This is a genomic window from Amycolatopsis sp. NBC_00348 (assembly GCF_036114655.1).
Classification (GTDB): domain Bacteria; phylum Actinomycetota; class Actinomycetes; order Mycobacteriales; family Pseudonocardiaceae; genus Amycolatopsis.
This window is the reverse complement of record NZ_CP107994.1, coordinates 1,927,490-1,954,244: the sequence shown is the minus strand read 5'-3', so window position 1 is coordinate 1,954,244 and position 26,755 is coordinate 1,927,490. Positions and strand designations below refer to the sequence as shown.

At 71.7% G+C, this 26,755-nt stretch carries 20 protein-coding genes and 1 pseudogene; 11 read left to right on the top strand and 10 right to left on the bottom strand.

What is annotated here, in order from left to right:
- Window positions 1-16 precede the first annotated feature (16 nt).
- The 7 genes and pseudogenes from OHS58_RS08825 to OHS58_RS08795 form a co-directional block, all read right to left on the bottom strand.
- A complete protein-coding gene (locus OHS58_RS08825) occupies window positions 17-694 on the bottom strand; it encodes an L-ribulose-5-phosphate 4-epimerase (protein WP_326950345.1) in 678 nt (225 codons plus the stop codon).
- On the bottom strand, window positions 694-2,325 hold the full coding sequence (araB, locus tag OHS58_RS08820) for a ribulokinase (protein ID WP_328647839.1): 1,632 nt from the start codon (window positions 2,323-2,325) through the stop codon (window positions 694-696). Before araB ends, OHS58_RS08825 begins: the two co-directional genes overlap by 1 nt.
- Before the next feature lie 67 nt (window positions 2,326-2,392).
- On the bottom strand, window positions 2,393-3,424 hold the full coding sequence (locus OHS58_RS08815; protein ID WP_326950347.1) for a LacI family DNA-binding transcriptional regulator: 1,032 nt from the start codon (window positions 3,422-3,424) through the stop codon (window positions 2,393-2,395).
- Between the two features lie 443 nt (window positions 3,425-3,867).
- On the bottom strand, window positions 3,868-4,839 hold the full coding sequence (locus OHS58_RS08810) for an endonuclease/exonuclease/phosphatase family protein (protein ID WP_328647838.1): 972 nt from the start codon (window positions 4,837-4,839) through the stop codon (window positions 3,868-3,870).
- Complete coding sequence (locus OHS58_RS08805) at window positions 4,836-5,759, bottom strand: D-alanyl-D-alanine carboxypeptidase family protein (protein ID WP_328647837.1); 924 nt, start codon at window positions 5,757-5,759, stop codon at window positions 4,836-4,838. Before OHS58_RS08805 ends, OHS58_RS08810 begins: the two co-directional genes overlap by 4 nt.
- A 188-nt stretch (window positions 5,760-5,947) precedes the next feature.
- Window positions 5,948-6,796 (bottom strand): annotated as a pseudogene (locus tag OHS58_RS08800) (glycoside hydrolase family 16 protein); the annotation flags it as partial.
- A 189-nt stretch (window positions 6,797-6,985) separates the two neighbouring features.
- A complete protein-coding gene (locus tag OHS58_RS08795) occupies window positions 6,986-7,231 on the bottom strand; it encodes a hypothetical protein (protein ID WP_328647836.1) in 246 nt (81 codons plus the stop codon).
- Window positions 7,232-7,467: 236 nt separating this feature from the next.
- On the opposite strand from OHS58_RS08795, the gene OHS58_RS08790 reads away from it, so the two are divergent.
- Both OHS58_RS08790 and OHS58_RS08785 read left to right on the top strand, forming a co-directional pair.
- On the top strand, window positions 7,468-9,513 hold the full coding sequence (locus OHS58_RS08790; RefSeq protein WP_328647835.1) for a phosphocholine-specific phospholipase C: 2,046 nt from the start codon (window positions 7,468-7,470) through the stop codon (window positions 9,511-9,513).
- A gap of 121 nt (window positions 9,514-9,634) precedes the next feature.
- Window positions 9,635-11,113 carry a cellulose binding domain-containing protein gene (locus tag OHS58_RS08785; RefSeq protein ID WP_328647834.1) on the top strand — a complete coding sequence of 493 codons (1,479 nt, stop codon included), beginning with the start codon at window positions 9,635-9,637 and terminating at the stop codon, window positions 11,111-11,113.
- A 238-nt stretch (window positions 11,114-11,351) separates the two neighbouring features.
- Here the strand turns inward: OHS58_RS08785 and OHS58_RS08780 are convergent, their stop codons facing one another.
- The gene (locus OHS58_RS08780) at window positions 11,352-12,146 is read right to left on the bottom strand and encodes an SDR family NAD(P)-dependent oxidoreductase (protein ID WP_328647833.1); all 795 of its coding nucleotides are present in this window, start codon (window positions 12,144-12,146) and stop codon (window positions 11,352-11,354) included.
- 273 nt (window positions 12,147-12,419) lie between these two features.
- Here OHS58_RS08780 and OHS58_RS08775 point away from each other — a divergent pair, with 273 nt between their 5' ends.
- Both OHS58_RS08775 and OHS58_RS08770 read left to right on the top strand, forming a co-directional pair.
- On the top strand, window positions 12,420-13,034 hold the full coding sequence (locus OHS58_RS08775; RefSeq protein WP_328647832.1) for a LysE family transporter: 615 nt from the start codon (window positions 12,420-12,422) through the stop codon (window positions 13,032-13,034).
- Between the two features lie 115 nt (window positions 13,035-13,149).
- Window positions 13,150-13,854 carry a DUF6008 family protein gene (locus OHS58_RS08770; RefSeq protein ID WP_326950355.1) on the top strand — a complete coding sequence of 235 codons (705 nt, stop codon included), beginning with the start codon at window positions 13,150-13,152 and terminating at the stop codon, window positions 13,852-13,854.
- On the opposite strand, the gene OHS58_RS08765 is transcribed toward OHS58_RS08770, so the two are convergent.
- Both OHS58_RS08765 and OHS58_RS08760 read right to left on the bottom strand, forming a co-directional pair.
- Window positions 13,835-17,923: a beta-galactosidase gene (locus OHS58_RS08765; RefSeq protein WP_328647831.1), complete on the bottom strand. Its 4,089-nt coding sequence runs from the start codon at window positions 17,921-17,923 to the stop codon at window positions 13,835-13,837. The genes OHS58_RS08770 and OHS58_RS08765 overlap by 20 nt on opposite strands.
- Window positions 17,924-18,126: 203 nt before the next feature.
- Window positions 18,127-19,143 carry a LacI family DNA-binding transcriptional regulator gene (locus tag OHS58_RS08760; protein ID WP_328647830.1) on the bottom strand — a complete coding sequence of 339 codons (1,017 nt, stop codon included), beginning with the start codon at window positions 19,141-19,143 and terminating at the stop codon, window positions 18,127-18,129.
- A 133-nt stretch (window positions 19,144-19,276) separates the two neighbouring features.
- Between OHS58_RS08760 and OHS58_RS08755 the strand changes: the two genes are divergently transcribed.
- From OHS58_RS08755 to OHS58_RS08725, 7 genes are all read left to right on the top strand, one after another.
- Window positions 19,277-20,218 (top strand): acyl-ACP desaturase, encoded by a 942-nt coding sequence (locus OHS58_RS08755; protein WP_328647829.1) that lies wholly within the window; start codon window positions 19,277-19,279, stop codon window positions 20,216-20,218.
- Window positions 20,219-20,656: 438 nt separating this feature from the next.
- Window positions 20,657-21,220: a 3'-5' exonuclease gene (locus tag OHS58_RS08750; protein ID WP_326952726.1), complete on the top strand. Its 564-nt coding sequence runs from the start codon at window positions 20,657-20,659 to the stop codon at window positions 21,218-21,220.
- A 134-nt stretch (window positions 21,221-21,354) separates the two neighbouring features.
- Window positions 21,355-22,641 (top strand): extracellular solute-binding protein, encoded by a 1,287-nt coding sequence (locus OHS58_RS08745; RefSeq protein ID WP_328647828.1) that lies wholly within the window; start codon window positions 21,355-21,357, stop codon window positions 22,639-22,641.
- 73 nt (window positions 22,642-22,714) lie between these two features.
- The gene (locus OHS58_RS08740; RefSeq protein ID WP_326950362.1) at window positions 22,715-23,662 is read left to right on the top strand and encodes a carbohydrate ABC transporter permease; all 948 of its coding nucleotides are present in this window, start codon (window positions 22,715-22,717) and stop codon (window positions 23,660-23,662) included.
- Window positions 23,662-24,486 carry a carbohydrate ABC transporter permease gene (locus OHS58_RS08735; RefSeq protein ID WP_328647827.1) on the top strand — a complete coding sequence of 275 codons (825 nt, stop codon included), beginning with the start codon at window positions 23,662-23,664 and terminating at the stop codon, window positions 24,484-24,486. The genes OHS58_RS08740 and OHS58_RS08735 overlap by 1 nt, the downstream gene beginning before the upstream one ends.
- A complete protein-coding gene (locus tag OHS58_RS08730) occupies window positions 24,486-25,997 on the top strand; it encodes a beta-N-acetylhexosaminidase (RefSeq protein WP_328647826.1) in 1,512 nt (503 codons plus the stop codon). The genes OHS58_RS08735 and OHS58_RS08730 overlap by 1 nt, the downstream gene beginning before the upstream one ends.
- The gene (locus tag OHS58_RS08725) at window positions 25,994-26,740 is read left to right on the top strand and encodes a GntR family transcriptional regulator (protein WP_328647825.1); all 747 of its coding nucleotides are present in this window, start codon (window positions 25,994-25,996) and stop codon (window positions 26,738-26,740) included. The genes OHS58_RS08730 and OHS58_RS08725 overlap by 4 nt, the downstream gene beginning before the upstream one ends.
- The last annotated feature ends 15 nt before the right edge of the window (window positions 26,741-26,755 follow it).

Genomic DNA, 26,755 nt, shown 5'->3' with positions numbered 1-26,755 from the left:
GTTCTCCTCATCGAGGTCATTGCTGGCCGTAGACGTTCTGGTACCGGGCGTAGAGCCGGTCGACGTCCTCGGGCGGCAGGGGTTCGGGCGTGCCCAGCTCGAAGGCCTTGTGCACGGTGCGGGCGACGTCCTCGACCATCACGGCCGCCTTGACGGCGTCGCGGGCGGTGCGGCCGACGGTGAACGGGCCGTGGCTGCGCATCAGCACGGCCTTCGACCGGCTCGTGCGCAGCGTCTCGACGATGCCCCGGCCGATCGAGTCGTCGCCGATCAGCGCGAACGGCCCGACCGGGACGTCGCCGCCGAACTCGTCGGCGATCATCGTGAGCACGCACGGGATCGGCTCGCCGCGCGCGGCCCACGCCGTCGCGTAGGTCGAGTGCGTGTGCACGACGCCGCCGATCTCCGGCATCTCGCGGTAGACGTAGGCGTGTGCGGCGGTGTCGGACGACGGCGCCAGGTCACCGTGCACCAGCTCGCCGTGCAGGTCGGTGACGACCATGGTGTCGGCGGACAGGTCGTCGTAGGACACCCCGGAGGGCTTGATGACCATCAGGTCCCGGCCGGGTACGCGTGCCGAGACGTTGCCCGCGGTCCAGATGACCAGCGCGTTGCGGGTCAGCTCGCCGTGCAGGCTCGCCACGGTCGCCCGCAGTTCCGCGACGGTGTCGAGGACTTCGCCGGTCAGGGACATCAGGACCGTCCTTTCGCGACCGCTCGCCGACGGGCCGCCAGGCGGTGCATGACGTCGTTGGCACCGCGACCGAAGTAGTCGTGCAGGGTCGTGTACTCGGCGTACAGCTCGTCGTAGGCGCTGACGTGCGCGGGCACCGGCCGGTAGACGGCGGAGCGGGCCGAGCCCATCGCCTCCGCCGCCGCGCGGATGTCCGGGTACGCCCCGGCCGCGACGGCGGCGTGGATCGCGGAGCCGAGCGCGGGTGCCTGCGCCGAGCCGACGACCGACAGCGGCAGGTTGGTGACGTCGGCGTAGATCTGCATCAGCAGGGCGTTCTTCGTCAGCCCGCCCGCCACGATCAGCTCGGTGATCGGGATGCCGGCCTCGGTGAACGTCTCGACGATCTTGCGGGTGCCGAACGCGGTGGCCTCCAGCAGCGCGCGGTAGACGTCCTCGGCGCGGGTGGCCAGGGTCTGCCCGACGATGACGCCGGAGAGGTCGTGGTCGACCAGCACCGAGCGGTTGCCGCTGTGCCAGTCCAGCGCGAGCAGGCCGTGTTCGCCGACCTCCTGCTCAGCCGCGAGCCGGGTGAGCTCGTCGTGGCTATCGCGGGCGAAGTGCTCGGCGAACCAGCCGAAGATGTCGCCGACGCCGCTCTGGCCGGCTTCGTACCCCCACAGCCCGGGCACGATCCCGCCGTCGACGACGCCGCACATGCCGGGGACCTCGCGCAGGTCGGCGCCGTTGACGACGTGGCACGTCGAGGTGCCCATGATCGCGACGAGCTGCCCGGGCTCGACGGCCCGCGCGGCGGGCGCGGTGACGTGCGCGTCGACGTTGCCGACGGCGACCGCGATCCCCTCGGGCAGGCCGGTCCAGGCGGCGGCTCCGGCGGTGAGGGACCCGGCGCGCGAACCCAGCTGCCCGAGCGGGTGGTCGAGCTTGTCGGCCACGAACGACTCGAAGCCCGGCGCGAGTTCGCGGAGGAAGTCGCGGCTGGGGTACTGGCCGTCCTGCAGGATGCCCTTGTACCCGGCCGTACAGGCGTTGCGGACGTAGGTGCCGGTCAGCTGCCAGACGATCCAGTCGGCCGCCTCGACCCAGTGGCGCATCGCCGCGTAGACGTCCGGGGCCTCTTCGAACACCTCGAGACCCTTGGCGAACTCCCACTCCGACGAGATCAGCCCGCCGTAGCGCGGCAGCCACTTCTCGCCGCGCGCCCGGGCCAGCTCGTTGATCCGGTCGGCCTGCGGCTGGGCGGCGTGGTGGCGCCACAGCTTCACGTACGCGTGCGGCTCGGCCGCGAACTCCGGCAGCTCGCACAGCGGCGTTCCGTCCACTGTGGCCGGAACCATCGTGCAGGCGGTGAAGTCGGTGGCGACGCCGACGACGTCGGCGGGGTCCGCGCCGGCGTCGGCCAGGGCGGTGGGGACGGCGGTGCGCAGGACGTCGACGTAGTCCGCGGGCACCTGCAGCGCCCACTCCGGCGGCAGCGCCCGCCCGGTCGCCGGGAGCTCGCGGTCGACGACGCCGTGGCGGTACTCCGTCACGGCGCTGCCCAGCTCGGCACCGTCCCGCACGCGCACGACGACCGCGCGCCCGGAGAGCGTGCCGTAGTCGATGCCGACGACGAGGGGTTCTGCTGACACTGCCGGTTCACTTCCTTCTGTTAGCGCTAACAGTCGCAGGGGACACACAGGGATCGGCCGGGGCCCGCTATCGCGGTCCGGTGCTCTCGCGCACGATCAGCTCGGGCGCGACCAGCGCGCGGTCGTGCCGTTCGCCGCCGCTCATCCGCGCGACGAGCAGGCCGAACGTGCGCCGGCCGAGTTCGATGAAGTCCTGCCGGACCGTGGTCAGCGGCGGGGTGAAGTACGCCGCTTCGGGCACGTCGTCGAAGCCCGCGACGCGGACGTCGCGCGGCACCGAGATCCCGGCTTCGGCGAACGCGCGCAGCAGGCCGAGGGCCATCTGGTCGTTGCCGGCGAAGACGGCGTCCAGGTCCTTTTCCCCGGCCAGCACCCGTCCCGCGTCGTAGCCGGAGCGCGAGCTCCAGTCGCCGCGGACGACCTTGGGCACCGGGGCGCCGTGGCGTTCGAGGGTCTCGCGCCAGCCGGCCTCGCGGTCGCGGGCCTCCAGCCAGTCCTCTGGCCCGGCGATGTGCCAGACCGTGCGGTGGCCCAGGGCGAGGAGGTGTTCGGTGGCGCGGCGGGCGCCGTCGCGCTGGTCGACGGCGATCACCGGGACCGGCGCGTCGTCCCCGCCGCCGACGGCGACGACCGGGATGTCCTCGGGCGCGGCCTCCAGCGCCCGCCCGGCGGTGACGTGCGGCGCGATGACGATGATGCCTTCGACCGCCTGGCCGCGCAGGTTCTCGACGGCGTCCGCGATCGACGACCGGCCGGGGCGGCTGACGCTGGAGATCGTGATGGCGAACCCGGCTTCGCGGGCGGCGTTCTCGATGCCGTAGAGCGTGCTGGCCGGACCGTACAGATTGGACTCGAGCGCGAGGACGCCGAGGGTGCCGGTGCGCCCGGTGACCAGCGCGCGGGCCGCGGAGTTCGGGCGGTAGCCCAGTTCCTCGATCGCGGCGAGCACCCGGGCGCGGGTCGCGGGCCGCACCGGGCCGGTCCCGTTGATGACACGCGACACGGTCATGTGCGAGACCCCGGCCCGGCCGGCGACGTCGGTCAGGCTCGGCTGCCGGGTCCCGTTGAGGGGGCCGCCAGGGCGGGATCGTTCGGCCACCGACTGCCCCTTTCGTCCACATCGGCGTGGTCCCCGTCACTCGTTCAGGTGACGGCGAGGAGTCAGTGTTAGCGATAACACTCGTCCGGTCAAGCCCGGCCCGCGTAACGGTCTCGTCACGTGCCCCGCCGGTCCACCGGCGATTTCGACGCGTTCGACCAGCAGTTTCGGTGAAGAACCCACCGCCACCGGCCCACGACCGCGGTGTTCAAACCCGTCACCACCGTGTTCAAGGCCGGAACTCACGTGATCAAGGCCGGAACTCGCGTGACTGAAGCCGGAACTCGCGAGTCACGGCTCCAATCACGCGGGTTACGGGCCCAATCACGCGAGTTGCGGGTCTGGTCACGCGGTTTCGTGAGCAACCCACCGAAGGTCGCCTCGCGCGGCCGGCGGTCGTGAGTGGGAAACAGTGTTCTAACACTGTTTCCCACTCACGACGGTTACAGGGTCAGGGTGGCGGCGACCGGGAGGTGGTCGGAGCCGGTCGCGGGGAGGGTCCAGGCCGCCACCGGACGGACGCCGGTCACGAAGATCTGGTCGATCCGGGCCAGCGGCAGCGACGCCGGCCAGCTGAAGCCGAAGCCGTCGCCGGCTTCGTCCTGGGCCGCCTGCATCCGGCTCGTGATCGGGGTGAGGGCGCGGTCGTCGGTCGTGCCGTTGAAGTCGCCGACCAGGACCTTGCGCGGGGCGGGGTCGGAAGCGACAGCGTCGGAAAGCAGGCCGAGCGCGGTGTCACGGCCGTTCGCCGTGAAGCCCGAGTCGAGCCGCACCCGCACCGACGGCAGGTGCGCGACGTAAACCGCGATCGGCCCTTGTGGACTGTCCACAGTGGTACGCAGGGCCCGGGTCCACGGCATGATCGCCACCGGTTCCGTGTCGTGGATCGGGTAGGTGCTCCAGATCCCGACCGTCCCCTGCACCGAGTGGTGCGGGTACGCCGCCGCGAGCGCGTCCTCGTACTTCGGCATCTCGGACCGCTTCAGCTCCTCCAGCGCGATCACCTGTGCGCCGGACGCCGCCAGGGCGCGCGCGGTGCCCGTGGGGTCCGGGTTCTCGTCGTTGACGTTGTGCGAGACGATCGTGAAGTTCCCGCCGCTCTCCCGCTTGTCGAAGACGCGGCCGCCGAACGACCCGCCCCAGACGAGCGCGGGCAGCAGCAGCGCCACCAACGCCAGCGCCGACCGCCGGATCAGCGCCGCCACGAGCAGCGGGACCACGAGCAAACCGACCCACGGCAGGACGGTCTCCAGCAGCGAACCGGCGTTGCCCGCCCAGTTCGGCACCAGCGGGTGCGCGAGCAGCAGCACCGCCGTCAGCACGGCGAACACCGCGATGACGCGGCCGCGTCGCCAGGGTCCGGGACGCCGCTCCGGCGCGGGCGGCACGGTGATCGGTTCGGTCACCGCGGTCATCGGGTCGCCGCCGGGAGCTCCCGCTGGATCGCGGCGATGAGCGTCTCGCTGGTGGCCAGCGCGGCCTGCAGCCCGGCCGACGGCGTCCCGCCGGGGCTCTGGTGCAGCACCACCCCGAGGATCAGCGCGCCGCTCGACGCCCGGGCCGCCCACATCAGCGCCCCGCCGGCCGCGGTCGACGAGCCTGTCTTCAGCCCGATCACGCCGGAGCGGCCGAGCAGCGTGTTCGTGTTGACGACCGCGCCCGGCACGCCGTCGACCTTGAGACTCGGCGTCGCGACGATCGAGCGGACGACGTCGTCCTTCATCACCTCGCGAGCGAGCCGCAACTGGTCCTCGGCGGTGCTCGTCGTCGAGTCTTCGACGCCGCTGGCGCCGGTGTAGGTGGTACTGGTCATGCCGAGCGCCGCGGCTTCGCGGTTCATCTTCGCGACGAACCCGTCCTGGCTCCCGGCGTCCCACCGGGCCAGCAGGCGCGCGACGTTGTTGCCGGACGGGATGAGCATCAGGGCCAGCAGGTCGCGCTCGCTGATCGTGCGGCCCGCGCGGACCGGCGCGGAGGACTCCTCGGCCGACGTCGACTCGGTCTCGGCCTGCTGGTCGACGGTGATCCGCGGGCCCGCGTCACCCGGGGCGAGCGGGTGGTCCTTGAGCACGACGTAAGCGGTCATCACCTTCGTGACGCTGGCGATCGGCACCGGCGTCCGCTCGCCGCGGCTGCCGAGCGTGCCCAGGCCCTGGACTTCGGCACTCGCCTGGCCTTCCGCGGGCCACGGCAGCGCCAGGGTGACGTTCGGGCGGGCCGGATTCGCCTGACCCGCCACCGACGGCGGGAAGACCACCCAGCAGGTCGCGGCGAGCGCCACCGCCGCCGCGGCGGCGAGGCCGCCGGCGACGGGCGGGATGCGAAAGCGGGCCATGGATCTCCTCCGGGTGCCGGGGTGCGCCACTCGAGCGCACACCGATCACCCTGTCCGGAGAAGATCGCCGTCCCGTCGGGGTTGTTCGACAGGTCTGAACCAGAAGTGTCCCGGTTCTGTACCAAAAGTGGCGCGGGAGGCCCTCTGCCGCGCGCACGGCAGAGGGCCCGCCCCGCACCGCGCGATCAGCTCACGTGGACGTAGTCCACGACGAGCTGCTGCGGGAACTGGGTGCTGCCGTCGGGGTCGCCGGGCCAGTAGCCGCCGACCGCCAGGTTGAGGATGAGGAAGAACTCGTGGTTGAACGCCCACTGGTTGCCGCCGACGTCGGCGGGCGTGCGGGTCTGGTAGGCGTTCCCGTCGACGGACCAGACGATCTTGTCCGTGGACCAGTCGATCGCGTAGGTGTGGAAGTCGTCGGAGAAGTTCGGCCCGCTGTAGGGCGCGCCGATCCCGGCCGAACCGGAGTAGCCGGGACCGTGGATCGTGCCGTGCACGGTGTTCGGCTCGAACCCGACGTTCTCCATGATGTCGATCTCACCGCAGTTGGGCCAGCCGGCGCTGCCGATGTCGGTGCCGAGCATCCAGAACGCGGGCCACATGCCCTGCCCGCGCGGCAGCTTCATCCGGGCTTCGATGTGCCCGGAGGACGCGGCGAACTTGCCGGAGCTGTTGAGCCGCGCCGAGGTGTACTCGCAGGGCCCGTACCAGCAGTTGTTCCCGCTGCTTTCCTTCTTCGCGGTGATCACGAGGTGGCCTTCGCCGTCGAGCGCCGCGTTGGCGGTGCCGTCGGTGTACCACTGCCGTTCGTGGTTGTTGACGTTGTCCCCGGTCTCGTGACCCCACTTCGACCCGTCGACGCCGGCACCGGCCGGGCCGTCGAAGTCGTCGCTGAAGCTCGCGAGCAGGTTGGCGGGGACGGCCGAAGCGGCCTGGCTCTGCGGTGCGGCCACCAGTGCGCCGGCCACGAGCAGCGCCGCGGGCGCCACCAGCAGGCGGGCGGTCCGCCGCCATCGGGCGGAGTTCTCGGTCGACATCGTTGTCGCCCCTCTCGGTCCGCGGGCGACGGCTGGCGGCTCACCGGCACCCTATTTGTTGTGGATGGCAACAAAGTATCCACGGGTACCTGGCGAAGAACAAGGCTAACCGGTCGGACATTTTCCGACGAGTACCCGATGGTCCGGACCATCGGGTACTTTCGGGCAATCGGCGCCGCTCGGAGCGGCTCAGCGCTGGATGCAGTCCAGTCCGAGGCCGACGCCGGTGGCCACGTACTGGCAGATGTGCGACGCGTGCTCGGCGTCGGTCGACGCGCAGTTGAGCGGCACGCCGAGCAGGTCGACCGCGCAGTAGGCGTAGAACTGGTTCGGGTTGCCCGGCACGGGGTCCGCCGATGCCGGTGCGGCCAGGCCGACAGCCGCGGAAACGGTGAGCGCGGCCGCGGCCGCGATGGCGGCGATACGATTCCTCATGGTGCTCTCCTCCCGGAATTCCCCTGTACGCCAGGGGGTTTGTGCTGGAAGAGATTCCCCGCGGCGAACCGCTTCACCTCCGGATCACCGGAAAGTGTCACGGGACGGGACCGCGAACCGAACAGAACATGAACAGTTGATGCTCGATTACGTCCGAACGTAGGTAGTTGCGAACAGCTTCGATCACCTAGGCTGGCTGTCGCTGCCCCGCCGAGGTCCCCCTGGAGGCTCCCGTGATGGCCGACCCGCACCGCTCCGGACTCACCCGCCGCAGCTTCCTCGGCGGTGTCGCCGCCGCCGGCGCCCTCGGCGCCCTGCCGCCGGGCATGGCCGAGGCGCTCGCCGAACCGCGCGCGAGCGGCAGCCTGTCCGACGTCGAGCACGTCGTGGTCCTGATGCAGGAGAACCGCTCGTTCGACCACTACTACGGCACCATGAAGGGCGTCCGCGGCTTCGGCGACCGCTCGGCGATCGTGCAGCCGAACGGCCAGGACGTCTTCCACCAGCCCGACTCCGGCCGCACCGACGGCAAGTACCTGCTGCCCTTCCGCGTCGACACGTCCAAGGTGGACGGTCAGGACCTCGGCGACCTCGGCCACGGCTGGGCCGATCAGCACCAGGCCGTCGCGGGCGGCGCGAACAACGCGTGGGTGCCCGCCAAAGGCGAGATGACCATGGGGTACTTCGGCCAGGGGGACATCCCGTTCCACCGGGCGCTGGCCGACGCGTTCACCGTCTGCGACCACTACCACTGCTCGGTGCAGGGCCCGACCACGCCCAACCGGCTCTACCTGTTCACCGGCACGATCGACGCCGACGCCCACGGCGGCGGCCCCGCGAACTACAACCCGGCCGACTACAAGCCGGTGTTCAGCTGGACGACCTACCCGGAACGCCTGCAGCAGCACGGGGTTTCGTGGAAGGTGTACGCCAGCAAGGAGGTCGGCGACGCGGGCGGCTCGTTCGTCGGCGACTACGGCGACAACCCGCTCTGGCTGTTCAAGGCCTACCACCAGGACTACGCGAGCGAACTGTCCAAACGGGGCAGTGTGTTCAAGACCTGGGGCCCGGATTCCGGGAAGGGCAGGGACGTCAACCACGTCCTGTCGGAGTTCACCGCCGACTGCGCGAGCGGCTCACTCCCCCGCGTCTCGTGGATCGTCGCGCCCTACGGCTACTGCGAACACCCGGAGGCGCGGCCGGTCGACGGCGCCGCGTACACCCAGACGGTGCTGAACGCCTTGTGGGCCAACCCGAAACTGTGGGAGTCCACAGTGGTCCTGATCAACTACGACGAGAACGACGGCTTCTTCGACCACGTCGCCCCGCCGATCGCGCCGCCCGGCACCGCGGGCGAGTACATCGGCAGCCAGCCGATCGGCCTCGGCGCGCGGGTGCCGATGACGGTGATCTCGCCGTGGAGCCGCGGCGGCTGGGTCAGCTCGGAGGTCGCCGACCACACGTCCGTGATCCGCTTCCTCGAACGCTGGACCGGCGTCGCCGAGCCGAACATCAGCGCGTGGCGCCGGGCGCTGTGCGGCGACCTGACGGGCTGCTTCGACTTCGGCACCACCGACGTCCGGATCCCGCTGCTGCCCGACACCGCGGCGCTGCGCAAGCAGGCCGACGACACCCAGCGCAAGCTGCCGAAACCCGCGCCGCCGGCGACCGGGAAGCAGCAGGCGCCGGTGCAGGAAGCGGGCACCCGCCCGGCCCGCGCGCTCCCCTACCAGCCGCTCGTGACGACGTCGCTGAGCGCCGACCACCAGATCCTGACCACGACGTTCGCCAACCAGGGCACCGCGGCCGTCCAGCTCACCGCGTACCGCAACGACGGCCAGACCGACGGCCCGTGGGGCTACGACGTCGCCGCCGGCAAGCAGGTCAGCGACACGTGGCGGATCCAGGCCTACGGCGGCGGCAAGTACGGCGTCGCGGTGCACGGGCCGAACCGGTTCCGCTGGGTCTTCGCCGGGGACGCGAACAGCGCGGGCGCCGGGGTCGACGTCACCGCGGGCTACACCGCCGACCACAAGCTGCGGCTGACCCTGCGCAACGGCGGCACGACGGCCGTCAAGGTCACGGTGACCGCGAACCACTACCGCACCGACGGGCCGTGGACGTACGCGCTGGCCGCGGGCCAGACGGTGACCGACGACTGGAACGCCGTCAGCTACGGGTCCGGCTGGTACGACCTCTCGGCCACGCTCGACGCCGACCCGAAGTTCCTGCGCCGGTTCAGCGGGCACATCGAGACGGGCGCGCCGAGCATCACGGGATAGTCGTTCACATCCGTGATGGGCGTTCAGTTTGTTGACGCATGTCACATCCGTGACCTATAAAGGGACAGTCCGGGTGTACGCCGCAACACCTCCGCTGTAACCCCTCTCCCGGAGGTCACGGGTGTCCCGACGAAGTCCGCTCCGCCGTGCCGCTTTCCTCGGCGCCGCAACCGTTGCCGCCACTGTCGCCGCCGTCGCGCTCACCGGCGGCGGCCCCGCGCAGGCCGCGGCGGCGAACCTGTCCGCCACGTTCGCGCAGACCTCGGTCTGGACCGGCGGTTACGGCGGCGAGTACACGATCGCCAACCGCGGTGACGCGGCCTCGACCGGCTGGACCGTCGAGTTCGACCTGCCCGCCGGGTCGTCGGTGAGCAGTTCCTGGAGCTCGGTGAAGACCCAGAGCGGGCAGCACTACAAGTTCACCAACGCCGGGTTCAACGGCACGGTCAAGCCCGGCGCCACCGCGAGCTTCGGCTTCAACGTCGCCGGCGCCGGCGTGCCCGCCGCGTGCACGATCAACGGCGCGTCGTGCGCCGGCGGCGGCCCGGTCACGACCACGCCGACGACCCCGACGACAAGCACCACCACGCCACCGCCGACCACGACGACGACGCCCCCGCCGAGCGGAGACACCGTGAACGTCTCGACGGCCGCCCAGCTGCAGGCCGCGCTGGCCACCGCGGCGCCGGGGCAGGCGATCAAGCTCGCGGCCGGTACGTACCGCGGCTCGTTCGTCACGACGAAGGCGGGCACGGCGGCGAAGCCGATCACGCTGTCCGGCCCGGCCGGCGCGATCCTGATCAACGACGGCCCGAGCGGGGACGCGCCGGACTGCCCGGTGCCGACCGCGGGCTGGGACTCCGGTTACGGCCTGTGGCTGTCGGGCGCGCCGTACTGGAACCTGACCGGCTTCACCGTGCAGGAGGCGAAGAAGGGCATCGTCGTCGACAACTCGCCGCACACCACGATCGACGGCGTGAACGTCAACCACGTCGACGAGGAGGCGGTGCACTTCCGCCGTTCATCGGCCGACAGCGTGCTGAAGAACTCGACCATCACCTACACGGGCCTGGTGCAGCCGGGCTACGGCGAAGGCGTCTACCTCGGCTCGGCCAACTCGAACTGGGCCTGCCACGGCAACTCCGGCGGCGTCGACCGCGGCGACCGGATCCAGGTGCTGGACAACCACATCGGCCCGTTCATCGCGGCCGAGCCGATCGACGTCAAGGAAGGCACCACGGGTGGGCTGATCCGCGGCAACACCTTCGACGGCCGCGGCATCTCCGGCGAGAACTCGGCGGACTCCTGGATCGACGTCAAGGGCATCGGCTACACGATCGAGAACAACACGGGCACGTTCGCCCCGCCGGGCGTGTTCGCCAACGGCTACGAGAACCACAACACCAGCACGTCACCGTCGTTCGACAACGGCTGCGGCAACGTCTGGCGCAACAACAAGTCCGACCTCGGCGGGGTCGGCGCCTACGCGATCAAGATCAGCTCGGTCTCGAAGTGCGCGGCCAACCCGAACGTGGTGTACGCGTCGAACACGGTCACGAACGCGACGTCCGGCCTGACGAACATCACCGTCACCCCGTAGCGGCCTCGGGCCGCCGCCGGGTGCCGCCCGGCGGCGGTCAGAGGTGCATCGCCAGCCAGAGCGCCACCCAGGCGGCGGCCACCAGGGCCGCGACCATCACCGCTCCGAAGAGCACCCGCCGTACGCCCGCTGGTGTCCTGGTCTGCTCCATACTGATGATCATGAACCACGCGGCCGGATCCCGACAGGCGGCGCGCTCGACCGGGCGACCCCCGCGCGGGGTACCCCGGCACCGCGCTCACGGCACGATCGAGTCCACGTACCCGCCGTCGACGCGGACGGCCGCGCCGGTGGTCGCCGACGCGAACGTCGAACTCAGGTACACCAACAGGTTCGCGATCTCTTCGGGCTCGATCAGCCGCTGCAGCAACGACTGCGGCCGGTGCTTCTTCATGAACTCGCGCTGGGCCTCGTCCCACGGCAGGTCCTTGCCGACCAGCTCGTAGACGAAGTCCTCGACGCCGCCGGTGTGCGTCGGGCCCGCGATGACCGCGTTGACGGTGACGCCGGTGCCGGCCGCGTGCTTGGCGAACCCGCGGGAGACGCCGAGCAGCGCCGTCTTCGACACTCCATAGTGGATCATCTCGGCCGGGATCACGATCGCGGAGTCGCTGGCGATGTACTGGATCCGGCCCCAGCCGCGCTCGGTCATCCCGGGCAGGTAGGCGCGCGTGAGCCGGACCGCGGCGAGGACGTTGACCTCGAAGTAGCGCCGCCAGTCGGCGTCGGTGATCTCCAGGGGCTCCTGGGCGCCGAAGATGCCGAGGTTGTTGACGAGGATGTCGGCGTCGGGCACGGCCTCGACGACCTGGGCCGCGCCGGCCTCCTCCGAGACGTCCCCGTGGGCGGCGACCAGGTCGGCGTCGGGCAGCTCCTGCTTCAGCCGCGTGATGGCGGCCTGGACGCCGTCGGAGCCGCGGCCGTTGATCGCGACCCGCGCCCCCGCGGCGGCCAGCCCCTTCGCGATCGCCGACCCGATGCCCTGGGTGGACCCGGTGACCAGTGCCGTCTTCCCACTGAGGTCGACCCGCATGCGTGAAAGCCCTTTCTCGCGCCACCGTGCTTCCGGCCGATTGAAGCACAGCCCCAGCGCGCCCACCGGCTGAAGCCGAACCGGCTCCCGGAGCGGCAACACGCCCCCGGAACGGACGACGGCCGCGAAAAGCGGTTGCCGTCGTCGGCGGATCGGCGCCACCATCTGCGCCATGACCACGCACCGCATGCCGCTCCTGCCGACCGTCGCCGCGATCGCCGCGCCGGTCCAGCAGCAGCCGTGCCGGCCGCGGAGGTCCGACGCCTTCGCGTCGTGACCGGCGCGCTGGTCGCCGGGCTGCTGGCCGGCTACGGCATCGCCATTCCGGTCGGTGCCGTGGCGACCTACCTCGTCGCGCTCACCGCCCGGACGTCGCTCACCACCGGCCTCGCCGCCGCGCTGGGCGTCGCGACCGCCGACGGCCTGTACGCGCTGGTCGCGGTCCTCGGCGGCGCCGCCATCGCCGGGGTGATCACGCCCGTCGCGCAACCGCTGAAGCTGGTCTCGGCGGCGATCCTGATCGTGCTGGCCGTCCGCGGCGCGGTCCACGCCCTGCGTCGCGGGCCGGCGGCGGACCGGGCGGTGACCCGGCTCGGCGCCGGGCGCGCGTACGTCAGCCTGCTCGGGATCACCCTGGTCAACCCGACCACCGTCGTCTACTTCACCGCGCTGGTGGTCGGAGACCGGGCCGGCACCGCCGTCACCACCCTCGACCAGGCGGTGTTCGTGCTGGCCGCGTTCGCCGCGTCGGCGAGCTGGCAAGCGCTCCTCGCCGGGGGCGGGGCGTTGCTCGGGCGGGTTCTGACCGGGCCGCGCGGCCGGCTCGTGACAGCGCTCGCCTCGAGTGCGGTGATCACCGCGCTCGCCGTCCGGCTTGTCCGGTCGTGACCCGGAAAGCGTTGTCCTGTAACGGTTTGCCCGATTCTCGGCGGCACGGTGGAAGAAGTTCGGCTGCCGCCGTCCGGCTAGTCTCTGATCCAGACCGGGGGAACTGGAGGCCGTCATGACCATGCCCATGTCGTCGATGTCGGGGTGGGACACCGCCGGCGCGATACTGATCGTGCTGTGGGCGCTCGCCATGTGGGCGGCCGTCGGTGTCCTGGCCTACGCCAACCGCGGGCCGGTGCGCCCGTGGGTCTACCGCGGCTCGGTCGCGCTGATCGGCGTCGGGGTGATCGGGCAGCTCGGGCACCTCCAGGAGCACGTCGCCCAGGTCGGCTACTGGCTCGGCCACCCGAACTCGCCGTCCTGGATGACGCCGTGGGGCACCGGGCTGGCCAACGGCCTGCAGATGGTGCTGCCGAACCGGCCGACGTTCGGCATGGAACTGCTGCACCTGACCGGGAACTTCATCTTCCTCGCCGGGCTGGCCGGCGTCATGGTGATCACCCGCCGCGCCACGAAGACCCAGGCGCACCGCTGGGGCAAGATGGGCGTCTGGATGCAGGGCATCCACGGGCTCGAGCACCTCGCGCTGACGGTGTCGGTCGCGTTCGGTTCGCGCGCGATCGGCCTGTCGACGTTCTTCGGCCTCATCGACCCGGGCCCGGGCCTGACCACCTACCGCGTCTGGTGGCACTTCATCGCGAACGTCATCGGCACGGTCATCTTCGGGCTGGCGCTGTACCACCTGTGGAAGGAGCGCCGGGCGGTCCGCGCGACGTACTCGCTGCGCCCGGCGCCCGTCCTCACCGAACAGGCGGCGTGACGCAGGTCAGCACCGGCTGGCCCCAGTCCGCGTGGTCGTTGCCGTTGCCGTCGCCGCCGTCGGTCACCTGCAGGTCCAGGACCTGCGCGCCGGTGACGTCGACGTCGATCGGGACCGCCGCCTGCCCGCCCCGCACGACCGGCGTGGTCACCCGGGTCGTGCCGTCCACCGAGACGCTGAAGCTGACGCTGCCCGCCGAGCCGACCTCGCCGTCGACGCCGACCGAGGCGGTCAAGCGGGTGCAGGCGCCGGCCAGGTAGAGCTGGACGTCGCCCGGCGCGTGGACGCCCAGGCCCTTCGCGTACGACACCCCGGCGATCGTCATCGGCTTGCCGTCGCCCGCGTTCGCCTCGCCGTTGCTCGTGTCGCGCTCCACCGGGCCCCAGCCGTTGGCCGCGGTCAGGAACGGCAGGTCGCTCACGGCGTCCTGCCCGGCGGGCGGCGCGGCCGGGACCGCACCGACGATCCGCTCGTCCGTCACGCTCCCGGGCCGTCCGGCCTGCCGGTAGCCGACCCGCACCGAGAGCGCCGACGTGTCCACTGTGGAAGGTGCGGTGAGCGGCCAGGTGAACGTCGCCGAGGCGCCGCCGTCGATCCGCGCGACCGAGGGCGGTGCCGCCGTGCCGACCGTCCATCCGGCGGGCGCGGTCAGCACCGGCCGGACGTCCGACGCCGGCGGCGCGCCCGCCGGGACCCGGACGGTGGCCGAAGCCGTGAACGACTGCCCCGCCGTCGCGGTGTCCGGCACCGACAACGAGACCGCGGCCGTCGGCGCCGGCGGCATCGGGTACCGGCCGTCGTAGCCGGGCGACGCGTTCTGCCGCACCGACAACGGCGAGCGGTGCGAACCGTAGTTCGTCCAGGTGATGTTCCCGAGGCCGCCCGTGCTGCCGTCCAGGTTCCACACCGCGACGGCGATCGTGTTGTGGCCGTTGGGGTTCAGGATTCCGTTCGGGATCGGGAAGCTGTGCTGCGGCCCCAGGTAGTTGACGTACTGGCCGAGCTGCCAGCCGTTGACGAACAGCAGCGCCCGGTACTGCCGCCCCGGGTCGTCGGTGATCGTCAGGCCGAGCGAGGTGTCCTGGCCGCGCGGCAGGTCGAGGTTCGCGGTGGTCCGGTACCACGAGACACCCGGCGTGCTGTCCTTCGCCGGCAGCGTCGCCGGCTTCCACGCCGCGTCCAGGAACCCGGGCAGCGACCAGCCCGCGCGCTCGCCGTACAGGCCGCCGGTGTTGAGCGGGCCGCGGACGGTGTCGAGGCCCTGCTCCCCGCCCCGGACGCCCTGCAGCCGCCAGGTCACCGACGTCAGCGCGGACCCGGTCAGCCGCGCCGACGTCAGGCCGCGCGCGGCCTTGCTGCCGTTGGCCGCGCCGTAGTCCTCCTCGTGCCCCATGTTCACGGTGAGGACGGAGATCTCGTTGTCCCCCGGTTTCAGGGCACCGGCGGGGAACGTGAAGGTGTGCTGCTGGGTCGTCGAACTGCCGAGGAAGACGCCGTTCAGCCACGCCGAGAACGCGCCCGCCGGTCCCCCGCTCTGGCTGTTCAGCGCGATGCCGGTCTGCTTGCCGTCGCCGGTGAAGCGGCCGCGGTACCAGGTGTTGCCGGTGTGGAAGCCGTAGTCGTCGGCGAAGAGCACCGGTTTCGTGCCGACGGCGGTGCTGCTGTTGCTGGTCGTCTTGTCGGCGACCGGCCACGCCGAGTCGTCGAAGCCCGGCGCGCTCTCCGGTGACTCCTGCTGGTGCTTCCAGCCGGTCAGGGCGGGCAGGGTCACCGGTTTCGCCGTCGGCAGGGTGCCCGTGCGGCTGCCGCTGGACGTCGGCCGGGTGTTCACCGGCTGCCCGTTCCAAGTGACGTTCCCCGCACCGAAGACCTCGAACGCGCCGTCGGTGCCGGTGTCGCCGGTCAGGTCGAGCGAGCCCGGCCGGGCGGTCGCCGTGCGCAGCAGGTCGGTGCCGCGCACGAGCACCGGACCGGCGGCGGTGTCCTGGCGCCAGAACGTCCCGGCCGTCGCCTTGTCCGCGAGCAGCAGGAGCAGCGGCTTCTTGCCCGGGGCGCTGACGAGCACCCGGGTCAGGCCGTCGTGGGTGTAGTTCAGCCGCAGGTCGCCGCGGGCGGCGTCCCAGGTGGAGGTGGCGGCGCCGTCGAGGACCTGGACCTTGGGCTGCTGCGCGAATCGCAGGACGGTTTCGCCCGGCCCGCCGTGGTCGCCGTAGAGCACCGCGAGGTCGCGGCCGCCGATCGTCGCGGACGTCATGATCTCGGACGTCGAGTACTGCATCCGCGTCTGCCCGAGGTCGTAGCCGGCGACGACGATCTTGGACTGGCGTCCGTCGAGCGTGAGGCCGGTGCCGGGCTGCTGCGGGACGACCGGGTAGTAGTCGGTGCTCGCCGACAGCAGGTCGACGGCGTCCACGACGACGAACGGCCCGGTCGCCTGCGCGTTCTTCTGCCCGGTCACGGCGATCTTGAGCGTGTGCGCCCCGGCGGGCAGGCCGCGCACCTCGTAGCCGGTGACCTGGTTCTGCTTGCTCGCCGCGTAGAGGTCGACGGTGCTGACCTTGACGTCGTCGAGGTAGACGTCGGCGATGCCGTGGCTCGGGTCCTTCGAGGTGACCCAGCGGATCCCGCTGCCGGTGAAGGGAATGCTCACGCTGTCGCCGGTGACCTCGGAGAACGACTCCGTGTGCTGGTAGTCGCCGCCGGTGTAGTCGACCTCGGGCCCGGCGTGGGTCCAGGTGCCGGTGTAGCCGACCTCGGTCGCGCGGTCGTCGTAGCTGTAGCCGGCGCGTGCGGCGAGGTCGAGCGCGAGGCTCGTGGTGTTCTTCGCGTTCGACGTCGAGTCGGTGTGCCGCAGGGTGTGGAACTGGGTGCGGGTGTCCGGGTTGATCCGGGCGGTGTCGGTGAGCGCCGGGTCGGTCAACGGCGCCGCGGCGAGGCCCTCGGTCTTCGTCAGCGGCGCGACCGACTGGGTGAAGTAGCCGATCAGCTTGTCTTCGGTGTACTTCGGGTCGTACTGCCGGGCTTCGGTGATCGCCGCGCCGTAGTCGTAGGACGTGTAGTTCTGCGGGATCGCGCTCCAGCCCCAGGACGTGCCGCCGTGCAGCATGTAGAAGCTCTGGCCGGTGGCGCCGACGGCGATGTTCTGCTTGTAGAAGACGTTCGCGAACTTGTCGTTGATCAGCTGAGCGCACTTCGCGTAGCCGGGCCCGCCCCACGGGTCGAACGCGCCGCCCTGGAACTCGGCGGTGATCAGCGGTTTGCCAGGGACGTGGTCGTAGCTGATGTCCGGGACGCCGTTCCACTTCTCCGGGTTGGAGCAGTCGAAGCCCTGCGGGTAGGAGTCGGCGGCGTCGACGTCGAGGGCGGCGTCACCGGCGTTGAAGGTGCCGTTGTTGTTGCCCACCAAGGGAACCGTGATGCCGTCGGCGTGGGCTTTGTCCTCCAGGTGCTTCATGTAGGCGCGGCCGTCGGCGTCGCCGTTGTAGTACTCGTTCTCGACCTGGTAGGCGAGCACGCTGCCGGTGCCGTCGGTCAGCTGGTGGCGCGCGATGATCCGGTCGATCTGCGTCTGCCACTCGTCGGAGTACTTCAGGTAGACCGGGTCGGCGCTGCGGGTGTGGCCGGGGGTGGTGGACAGCCAGGTCGGGAAGCCGCCGCCGTCGACCTCGGCGTTGATGTACGGGCCGGGCCGCGCGATGACGTAGAGCCCCGCCTGCTGGGCCATGTCGAGGAGCTTGTCGAGGTCGCGGACGCCGCTGAAGTCGTAGACGCCCTGGCGCGGCGAGTGGTAGCCCCAGTCGAAGTAGAGCGACGTCGCGTTGAAGCCGGCGGCCTTCATCTTCTGGAAGATGTCGAGCCACAGGTCGGGGCTGGGCAGCCGGTAGGAGTGGAACTCGCCGGACCACAGGTAGGTGCGGGTCCCGTCGACCAGGAAGGAGTAGCCGTCGTAGGTGACGGTGTGGGCGGCCTTCGGCGGCGGCGCGGCCGACGCCTGCGGCGGGACGAGCACCCCGGCCAGCGCGAAGACGACCGAAAGCAGGGCGGCGAACAGCGTTCGGACGGTGCGCATGGCGAGGTCCTCCTGGATCGACGGTGAACCAGAATGTCGGATTCACGCAGAATCGAACACGAACGCTAGGGAACCTCAACAGAAGCGGTCAAGATACGACACCAGGATGGATCAAGCCGGAGGTCGGTCGGTAGTGCAGACGGACGCAGGTCGTGAGTGTTCAGGGCGGTTAGAACCGCCCTGAACACTCACGAGGGCCGGGGTCAGCGTGGGCCGGTGCTCTCGCGCACGATCAGCTCCGCGGGCACGAGGTGGCGCGCACCGATCTCGCCGCCGGCCATGCGGGTCTCCAGGAGCCCGAACGTGCGGCGGCCGACCTCGATGAAGTCCTGGCGGACCGTGGTCAGCGGCGGGGAGAAGTACGCCGCCTCGGGGACGTCGTCGAAGCCCGCCACCTGGACGTCCGCCGGGACCCGCAGGCCCGCCTCGGTGAACGCCCGCAGCAGGCCCAGCGCCATCTGGTCGTTGGCCGAGAAGACGGCGCCGAGCCCGGGCACCCCGGCGAGCGCGCGGCCGGCGTCGTAGCCCGAGCGCGGGCTCCAGTCGCCGCGGACGACGTCGGGAACCCGCAGGTCGTGGCGTTCGAGGGTCTCGCGCCAGCCGCGTTCGCGGTCGCGCGCCTCCAGCCAGTCCTCGGGTCCGGCCAGGTGCCAGACCGTCTGGTGCCCCAGGGCCAGCAGGTGCTCGGTGGCGCGGCGGGCGCCGTCGTACTGGTCGACGGAGATCACCGGGACCGGCGCGCCCTCGCCGCCGCCGACCGCGACGACTGGGATGTCCGCTGGCGCCGCCGCCAGGGCGCGGCCCGCCGTCACGTGCGGCGCGATGACGACGATCCCCTCGACGGCCTGGCGCCGCAGGTTCTCCACCGCGTCGCCGATCGACGACCTTCCTGGACGGCCGACGCTGCAGATCGCGACGCCGTAACCGGCCTCGCGGGCGGCGTTCTCGATGCCGTAGAGGGTGCTCGCCGGGCCGTAGAGGTTGGACTCCAGCGCGACGACGCCGAGCGTGCCGGACCGGCCCGTGACCAGCGTCCGGGCGGCCGAGTTGGGCCGGTAGCCGAGCTTCTGCACGGCGGCCAGCACCCGCGCGCGGGTGTCCGGGTGCACCGGTCCGCTCTCGTTGACCACCCGGGAAACGGTCATGTGCGACACACCGGCCAGGCCCGCGACATCGGCCAGGCTCGGCTGGCGCTCCCCCGGCCGCGTCCGTTCCGCCACCTGGCCCCCTCCCGTTCGTACCCCCGCCGCGTTCACGATATCCAGTCCCGGGAACCGTCCGGGGCCCGCGTACGTTGCCATTACCTACGGCACCGTAAGTTACGGTCGCGTAGGTGACGGAAGGACGTTCGTAATGCCGGTCCCCGAAAGCACGCGCCTGATGTTCGAGCTGGAGGGCACGGTCGAGGAAAACCTCAACCGCCACCTCACGGCCGCCCAGGAGTGGATGCCGCACGAGTACGTCCCCTGGAGCCAGGGGCGTGACTTCGCCGACCTCGGCGGGGAGGCGTGGGACCCGGAGCAGTCGCGGGTCACGCCGATCGCCCGGACCGCGCTCGAGGTCAACCTCCTCACCGAGGACAACCTCCCCAGCTACCACCGCGAGATCGAGCGCGCCTTCGGCCGCGACGGCGCCTGGGGCACCTGGGTCCACCGCTGGACCGCCGAAGAGGGCCGCCACGGCATCGCCATCCGCGACTACCTGCTCGTGACGCGGGCGGTCGACCCGGTCGAGCTCGAGCGGATGCGCATGGAGACCATGCAGGCCGGGTACGAAACCGGCGACAAGCCGCTGCTGCACGTCTGCGCGTACGTGTCGTTCCAGGAGCTCGCGACGCGCCTGTCGCACCGCAACACCGGCCGCTACACGCAGGACCCGCTGGCCGAGAAGCTGCTCGCCCGGGTGTCCACGGACGAGAACCTGCACATGGTCTTCTACCGCAACCTGGTCAAGGCCGCGCTGGAGATCTCCCCCGACGCCATGGTCCGCGCCATCACCGACGAGGTCCTCGACTTCGCGATGCCCGGCGCGGTCATCCCCAGCTTCGTCCGCAAGGCGGCCCTGATCGCCAAGGCGGGCATCTACGACCTGCGCATCCACCACGACGACGTCGTGATGCCGCTGCTGCGCTACTGGAAGATCTTCGACCTGACCGGCCTCGGCGAGGTCGGCGAGACCGCGCGCCAGGAACTGGCGGACTTCCTCAAGACGCTCAACGCCCAGGCATCCCGCTTCGAGGAACGCCGCGACGCCGCTGCCGCCCGGGCGGCTGCTCGTGGAGTGCCGGCGATCTGACGCAGCCGCGGTGGTGGGACCGCGCGCCCACCGCGCGGCCTGCCTCCGGAACGCGGGGGTCTTCCCGCGCGGATCTCCCGGGTGGCTCCGCGACGCCGCGGCCGCCACCTGCGGAGTATCCGGCGATCCGACGAAGCCGCAGCGGCGGGAGCGCACCGGCTCGCCCTCGGACCACGACGGCGCAACCGGCAGCCCGGCGATCCGCCAGGCTATTCCGACCTCATGGCCCCGGCCGGCGACTCCACCGGCAAGCGGCGAGCCCGCACCCGCCGCGCGACCCGGCCCCTCAGCCGTACCCGCATTGCGGCCCGGCCCCGCACCCGCCGCGCGGCCTGCACCCCGCCGCGCGGCCCGTACCCGTCGCGGCCTACCCCCGGAACGTGCGGCCCGGTCCCGGAACCCCACCCGTCCCTGCCGGCCGCCCGATACGCTGCGGGAGTGGCTTCCCTGCTCAACGTCGTCGATGTCGAGGCGACGTGCTGGGCGGGCGAGCCGCCGGCCGGGCAAGCCTCCGAGATCATCGAGATCGGCCTCACCGTCGTCGACCCCGCGCGGCGGGCTCGGCTTGATCGGCACCGGATCCTGGTGCGTCCGGAGCGCTCGGCCGTCGGCGCTTTCTGCACCGAGCTGACCGGGCTCACCCAGGCCGACGTCGACGCCGGCGTCAGCTTCGCCGAGGCGTGCCGGATCCTCGCGGCCGAGCACGCCACGACCCGGCGCGGCTGGGCCAGCTGGGGCGACTACGACCGCCGTCAGTTCGAGCGCCAGTGCGCGGCCGACCCGGCGACCTACCCCTTCGGCCTGCGCCACCTCAACGCGAAGGCCCGCTTCGCGCGCGCCTACCGGCTGGCCCGGCCCGTCGGCATGGACCGCGCGCTGGCCATGGCCGGGCTGCCCCTGGAGGGCCGGCACCACCGCGGGGACGACGACGCGTGGAACGTCTCGGCGCTCGTCCTGCACCTCATCGGCCGCGGCGCCTGGCCGCAGCATCCCCAGAAGTGACCAATGGTCACCAGCCGACGCAACGCTAGGACCTGCACGTCGAGAAACAACAAGGTCTAGACCAAACGACCTAACTTCGTTGACTTTACCAATGGTCACCTGCAAGCTCCTCACCACCCGAGGAGGTTGCCCCCGTGAACAGACGCTCCCTGGCCGCCGTGGCCGGTTCGCTCACCTTCGCTCTCGCCCTGACCGCCTGCGGCACCTCGGCCGGACCGGCCGCCGCGCCGGGTGGCGGGCAGCTCACCGTGTGGCTGATGAACGGCGACCTGAGCGACCAGGCCACCGCCGCGATCAACACCGCGTTCGAGAAGGCCACCGGCGCGAAGGTGACCGTGCAGATCCAAGAGTGGGACAACATCAACACCAAGATCAGCACGGCGCTGGCGCAGGACACCACGCCGGACGTGATCGAGATCGGCAACACCGACGTCTCGCTGTTCGCCGCCAACGGCGCGCTGGCCGACCTCACCGGGCACCGCGACGACCTCGCCGCCGGCCAGACCTGGCTGCCCGGCCTGGCGGCACCGGCCACTGTGGACGGGAAGATCTACGCCGCGCCGCTGTTCGCCGGCAACCGCGCGGTGATCTACGACAAGCAGCTCTGGGCCGGCGCCGGGGTCGCCGCGCCGCCCACGACGTTCGCCGAGCTCACCGCCGACCTCGACAAGATCAAGGCCAAGCACCCGGAACCGGGCTTCTCCGCGTTCCACTTCCCCGGGCAGTACTGGTACGGCGCGCTGCAGTTCGTCTGGGACGCGGGCGGCGAGCTGGCCACCGAGTCCGGCGGCAAGTGGGCCGGCGCGCTCGAATCGCCGGCCGCGCAGCGCGGGCTCCAGGCGTGGAAGGACTTCCAGGCCGCCTACTCGACGCCCGCGTCGCGCAACGTCGACACCAAGGCACCCGACCAGGCCGCGATGTTCGCCGCCGGTGGCGCCGGGGCCATCCTCGACACCAGCGTGAACACCGTGCTGAAGAACAAGCCCGAGCTGAAGGACCGGCTCGGCACGTTCCCCTTCCCCAGCGCGACGCCGGGCAAGAGCCAGCCGGTGTTCCTCGGCGGGTCCGACCTCGGGATCGCCGCGAAGAGCAAGAACCAGGACCTCGCCCTCGCCTACCTGAAGGCCGCGGCGAGCCCGGCCGTCCAGCGGGACGCCATCGTCGGCATCGACGGCTGGACGCCGGTGTCGCCGCAGATCATCGACCAGGTGACGCCGACGCTGCCGCCGATCCGGGCCGCGTTCTACGCCGCCGCGAAGTCGAGCGGCGCCACGCCGGCCACGCCGGGCTGGGCGACCATCGAGAGCGACAAGTCCGTCAACACCTTCTTCGCCGACATCGCGACCGGCCGCAAGTCCGTGGCCGACGCGGCGCGGGACTTCGACGCCCACTTGGGCCAAGCGCTCAACGCCGCCCCGTGACCGGGTGGGACGTCCGCGGTGGACTGCCGTCCCCTGACCGCGGGCGTCCCACCCACCTTGATGGAGGAACGCCGTGAAGGTCCTGAAGCGACCCGCGCCGGTCGTGGCGCCGCGGCCCGCGCCCCGGCGGAAGCGACGACGTCCGCTGCTGCCCTACGGCTTGCTCCTGCCCGCGGTCGTCGTCCTCGGGCTGGTGCTGGGGTATCCGCTGGTCCGGCTGCTGCTGATCTCGTTCCAGGGGTACGGCCTGCGCGCCCTGTTCACCGGCACGGCCGGGTGGGCGGGCTGGGACAACTACGCCGCGGTGCTCGGCGACGACCAGCTGGTCCCGGTGCTGCTGCGCACGGTCGGGTTCTGCGTGGCGCTCGTCGCCGGGACGCTCGTGATCGGCACGGGCGTCGCGCTGATGCTGCGGCGGCTCGGTCCCCGGATGCGGGTCGCCGTCACGATGAGCCTGATCGCCGCGTGGGCGTTGCCGAACGTGGCGTCCACCCTGGTCTGGCAGTGGCTCTTCCAGCCGGGCTACGGCGTGGTGAACTGGCTGCTCTCACAGCTGGGCCTCGGCGACTTCACCCAGCACGACTGGACGACGACCCCGGCGTCGGCGTTCACGCTCGTCTGGCTGCTGGTGGTGTGGCAGTCGGTGCCGTTCGTGGCGCTCACCCTGCACGCCGGGCTGACGCAGATCCCCCGCTCGTACTACGAAGCGGCCACTTTGGACGGTGCCGGGCCGTGGCGGGTGCACCTGACGATCACCTGGCCGTTCCTGCAGCCGATCTTCGGCCTGGTCACGATCCTCTCGGTGATCTGGGACTTCACCGTGTTCAACCAGATCTGGATCCTCACCCAGGGCGGCCCCAGCCAGGGCACGACGACGCTCGGGATCTGGACGTTCACCCGGGCCTTCAGCACCAACTCCTTCGGCCAGGGCGCGGCGATCGCCGTCGTCTCGGTCCTGCTGCTGCTGGCCATGACCATCGTGTACGTGCGCCGGCTGGTGCGAACGGGAGAGGACCTGTGATGGCACGGGGACGGCGAATCGGGACCAACGCCATGGCGGCGCTGTTCTGCCTGGTGTGGGTGTTCCCGGTCTACTGGATGGTGAACACGGCCTTCAAGCCGCGCGGCGACATCCTGAGCCCGACGCCGCAGTTCCTCCCGGTGCACTTCACCCTCGGCAACTTCGCCGACGCCCTCGCGAAACCGGGCTTCACCCGTGACCTCCTCAACAGCGTCGTCGTGACGGTGTCGGTGGTCCTGCTCGCGATCGTCGTGGCGTTCCTGGCGGCGACGGCGTTGACGCGGTTCCGGTTCTTCGGCCGCCGCAGCTTCCTCATCGGCGTGCTGATCCTGCAGATGGTGCCGGTGCCCGCCCTGGTCATCCCGCTGTTCCTCGGCCTCAAGAGCGCGCACCTGCTGAACAACCTGTTCGGGCTCACCCTCACCTACGTGGCGCTGGTGCTGCCGTTCACGATCTGGACGTTGCGGGGCTTCCTGCACGGCATCCCGGTCGAGCTCGAGGAGGCGGCCATGGTCGACGGCGCGACGCGCGGGCGCATCATGGGCTCGGTGCTGCTGCCGCTCGTGCTGCCGGGGCTCATCGCGACCAGCGTGTTCGCGTTCATCACGGCCTGGAACGACTTCCTGTTCGCCTACGTGATCATGAAGGACCAGTCCGGGTACACGCTGCCGGTGTGGCTGGTCTCGTTCAGCACCAGCACCGGGACGGACTACGGCGGCCTGATCGCCGCGTCGACGCTGTTCGCGTTGCCGGTGGTCGTGTTCTTCGCGCTCGTCCAGCGCCACCTCGTCGAGGGCATGACCGCGGGCGCGGTGAAGGGCTAGTGCTCTCCTTGGTCCCCCGGCCCGCGGAACTGGTGCGGCACAACGGGTTCTTCACGCTCGACGGCGGGGTGCGCGTCGTCGCCGGTCCCGGTGCCGGGCGCGCGGCCGACCTCCTGACCGGCTTCTTCGGCGCGGGCCACGGCGCGGAGATCCGGCTGAACCTGCGGCCCGGGCTCGGGCCGGAAGAGTACGAGCTGGACGTCACCGAAGACCTCGTGACGCTCGTGGCGAGCGCGGAAGCCGGGCTGTTCCACGGCGTCCAGACGCTGCGGCAGCTCGGCCGGGACCGCTGGCCGTGCCTGCGGATCCGCGACCGGCCGCGGCTGGCCTGGCGCGGGGTGCTGCTCGACGTCGCCCGGCACTTCATGCCCCTGGACTTCCTGCACGAGTTCGTCGACCTCATCGCCCTGCACAAGTACAACGTGCTGCACCTGCACCTCACCGACGACCAGGGCTGGCGGCTCGAGATCGACGGCCGCCCCAAGCTGACCGACGTCGGCGCGTGGCGCAGCGAGTCGATGGTCGGCGCGGCCGGCAGCACGGTCTTCGACGGCGTCCCGCACGGCGGTTTCTACACCCGCGCCGAGCTGCGCGGGCTGGTCGGCCACGCGGCCGCCCGCGGCGTGCGGGTCGTGCCGGAGATCGACCTGCCCGGGCACGTCCGGGCGGCGCTGGCCGCCTACCCGGAGCTCGGCAACCACCCGCAGCGGCGGCTGCCGGTGTGGACCGAATGGGGCATCAGCCCCGACATCCTCGGCATGCACGACGCGGCCCTGGACTTCTGCCGCGACGTCCTGACGCAGACCGCGGAGATCTTCCCCTCGCGGCACCTGCACATCGGCGGCGACGAATGCCCGACGACGCAGTGGGAGACCGCGCCCGCCGCCCTCGCCCGCGCGAAGGCGCTCGGGTTGCGGGACACCGCCGAGCTGCACGCCTGGTTCCTCGGCGAGCTGCACGGGTTCCTCGGCGAGCTGGGCCGGCAGTCGGTCTGCTGGGACGAAACGGGCCGCTCGCCGGGCACCCTGCCGCCGGCGATGACCGTGGCCAGCTGGCGCGACGCCGCCCACGGCGCGCAGGCCGTCGCCCGCGGCCACCAGGTGATCATGGCGCCGCACACGTCGACCTACTTCGACTACCCGCAGACCGACGGGCCGGGCGAGCCGCCGCGCGAGCTCGTCACCACCCTGGCCGACGTCCACGCCTACGACCCCCTCGACGGGAACCTGCCCGCCGCCGACCCGGACAACGGCGGCCGGCCCGGCGTCATCGGCACGCAGGCGCAGCTGTGGACCGAGCACGCGCCGACCCCCGACCACGTGCGGCAGCTGGCCTTCCCGCGGCTGTGCGCGCTCGCCGAGTCGGCCTGGTCCCCCGGCCCGCGCGACTATGCTGACTTCGAAGCCCGCTTGGCCGGTCACCTGGATCTGCTGCGCGCGCTGAACGCCCTGCCGAAGGAGCGCGTCCGGTTCCCGGGCGGGCTCCCCGCACTCCGAAAGCCGAGAACTTGACCGCAGACGCGCTCGGACCCGACCGGCCGCCCACCGCGAAACGGGACCGGGTCCGCCGCCACCTGCTGAACGTCATCGAGAAGGCCGGGCCGGGCACCGGGCTGGCCTCGGAACGCGACCTGGCGCAGGAGCTGGGCGTGTCCCGCCCGACCGTCCGCGCGGCCATCGACGAGCTCACCCGCACCGGCCTGCTGGTCCGCCAGCGCGGCCGCGGCACGTTCACCAGCCCGCACAAGGTCACCCAGGAGCTCGCCGGCAGCGCCGCGGGCCTGGGCGTGCCGCCGGCGGAGGGGAACTGGACCAGCGAGGTCGTCGCGTTCACGACGGCGCCCGCGAGCGCCCCGCGCGCGGCGCGGCTGGAGGTCACTAGCGGCGCGCCGGTCCTGCGGGTGACGCGCGTGCGCTACGTCGACGACGAGCCGATCGCCATCGAGCGCCTCGACCTGCCCGCCGAGCTCGTGCCCGGGCTGGCGCCGGCCGACATGGAGGCCGGGAACTTCTACCGGCTGCTGCGGGAGCGGTTCGGGATCACCGTGGCCGAGGCCGAGCAGACGATGGAGCCCGCCGTGACCAACCCCGAGCAGGCCGAGCTGCTGGACGTCCCGGTGTACGCGCCGATCCTGCAGGTCGAGCGGGTCACCCGCGACACCGCCGGCCGGATCGTCGAGCTGACCCGCTCGGTGTACCGCGGCGACCGCTACCGGATCACCTCGAAGCTGCGGTTCGACGCCGACTCCGGCTGAGAGGTCGCGGACCGG

Coding starts and splice junctions, on each gene's coding strand:
- OHS58_RS08810 (WP_328647838.1), bottom strand. CDS start 4,839: ATGACCGCGGTGACCGAACCGATCACCGTGCCGCCCGCGCCGGAGCGG.
- OHS58_RS08805 (WP_328647837.1), bottom strand. CDS start 5,759: ATGGCCCGCTTTCGCATCCCGCCCGTCGCCGGCGGCCTCGCCGCCGCG.
- OHS58_RS08770 (WP_326950355.1), top strand. CDS start 13,150: ATGACCATGCCCATGTCGTCGATGTCGGGGTGGGACACCGCCGGCGCG.
- OHS58_RS08790 (WP_328647835.1), top strand. CDS start 7,468: ATGGCCGACCCGCACCGCTCCGGACTCACCCGCCGCAGCTTCCTCGGC.
- OHS58_RS08795 (WP_328647836.1), bottom strand. CDS start 7,231: ATGAGGAATCGTATCGCCGCCATCGCGGCCGCGGCCGCGCTCACCGTT.
- OHS58_RS08780 (WP_328647833.1), bottom strand. CDS start 12,146: ATGCGGGTCGACCTCAGTGGGAAGACGGCACTGGTCACCGGGTCCACC.
- OHS58_RS08825 (WP_326950345.1), bottom strand. CDS start 694: ATGTCCCTGACCGGCGAAGTCCTCGACACCGTCGCGGAACTGCGGGCG.
- OHS58_RS08755 (WP_328647829.1), top strand. CDS start 19,277: ATGCCGGTCCCCGAAAGCACGCGCCTGATGTTCGAGCTGGAGGGCACG.
- OHS58_RS08735 (WP_328647827.1), top strand. CDS start 23,662: ATGGCACGGGGACGGCGAATCGGGACCAACGCCATGGCGGCGCTGTTC.
- OHS58_RS08765 (WP_328647831.1), bottom strand. CDS start 17,923: ATGCGCACCGTCCGAACGCTGTTCGCCGCCCTGCTTTCGGTCGTCTTC.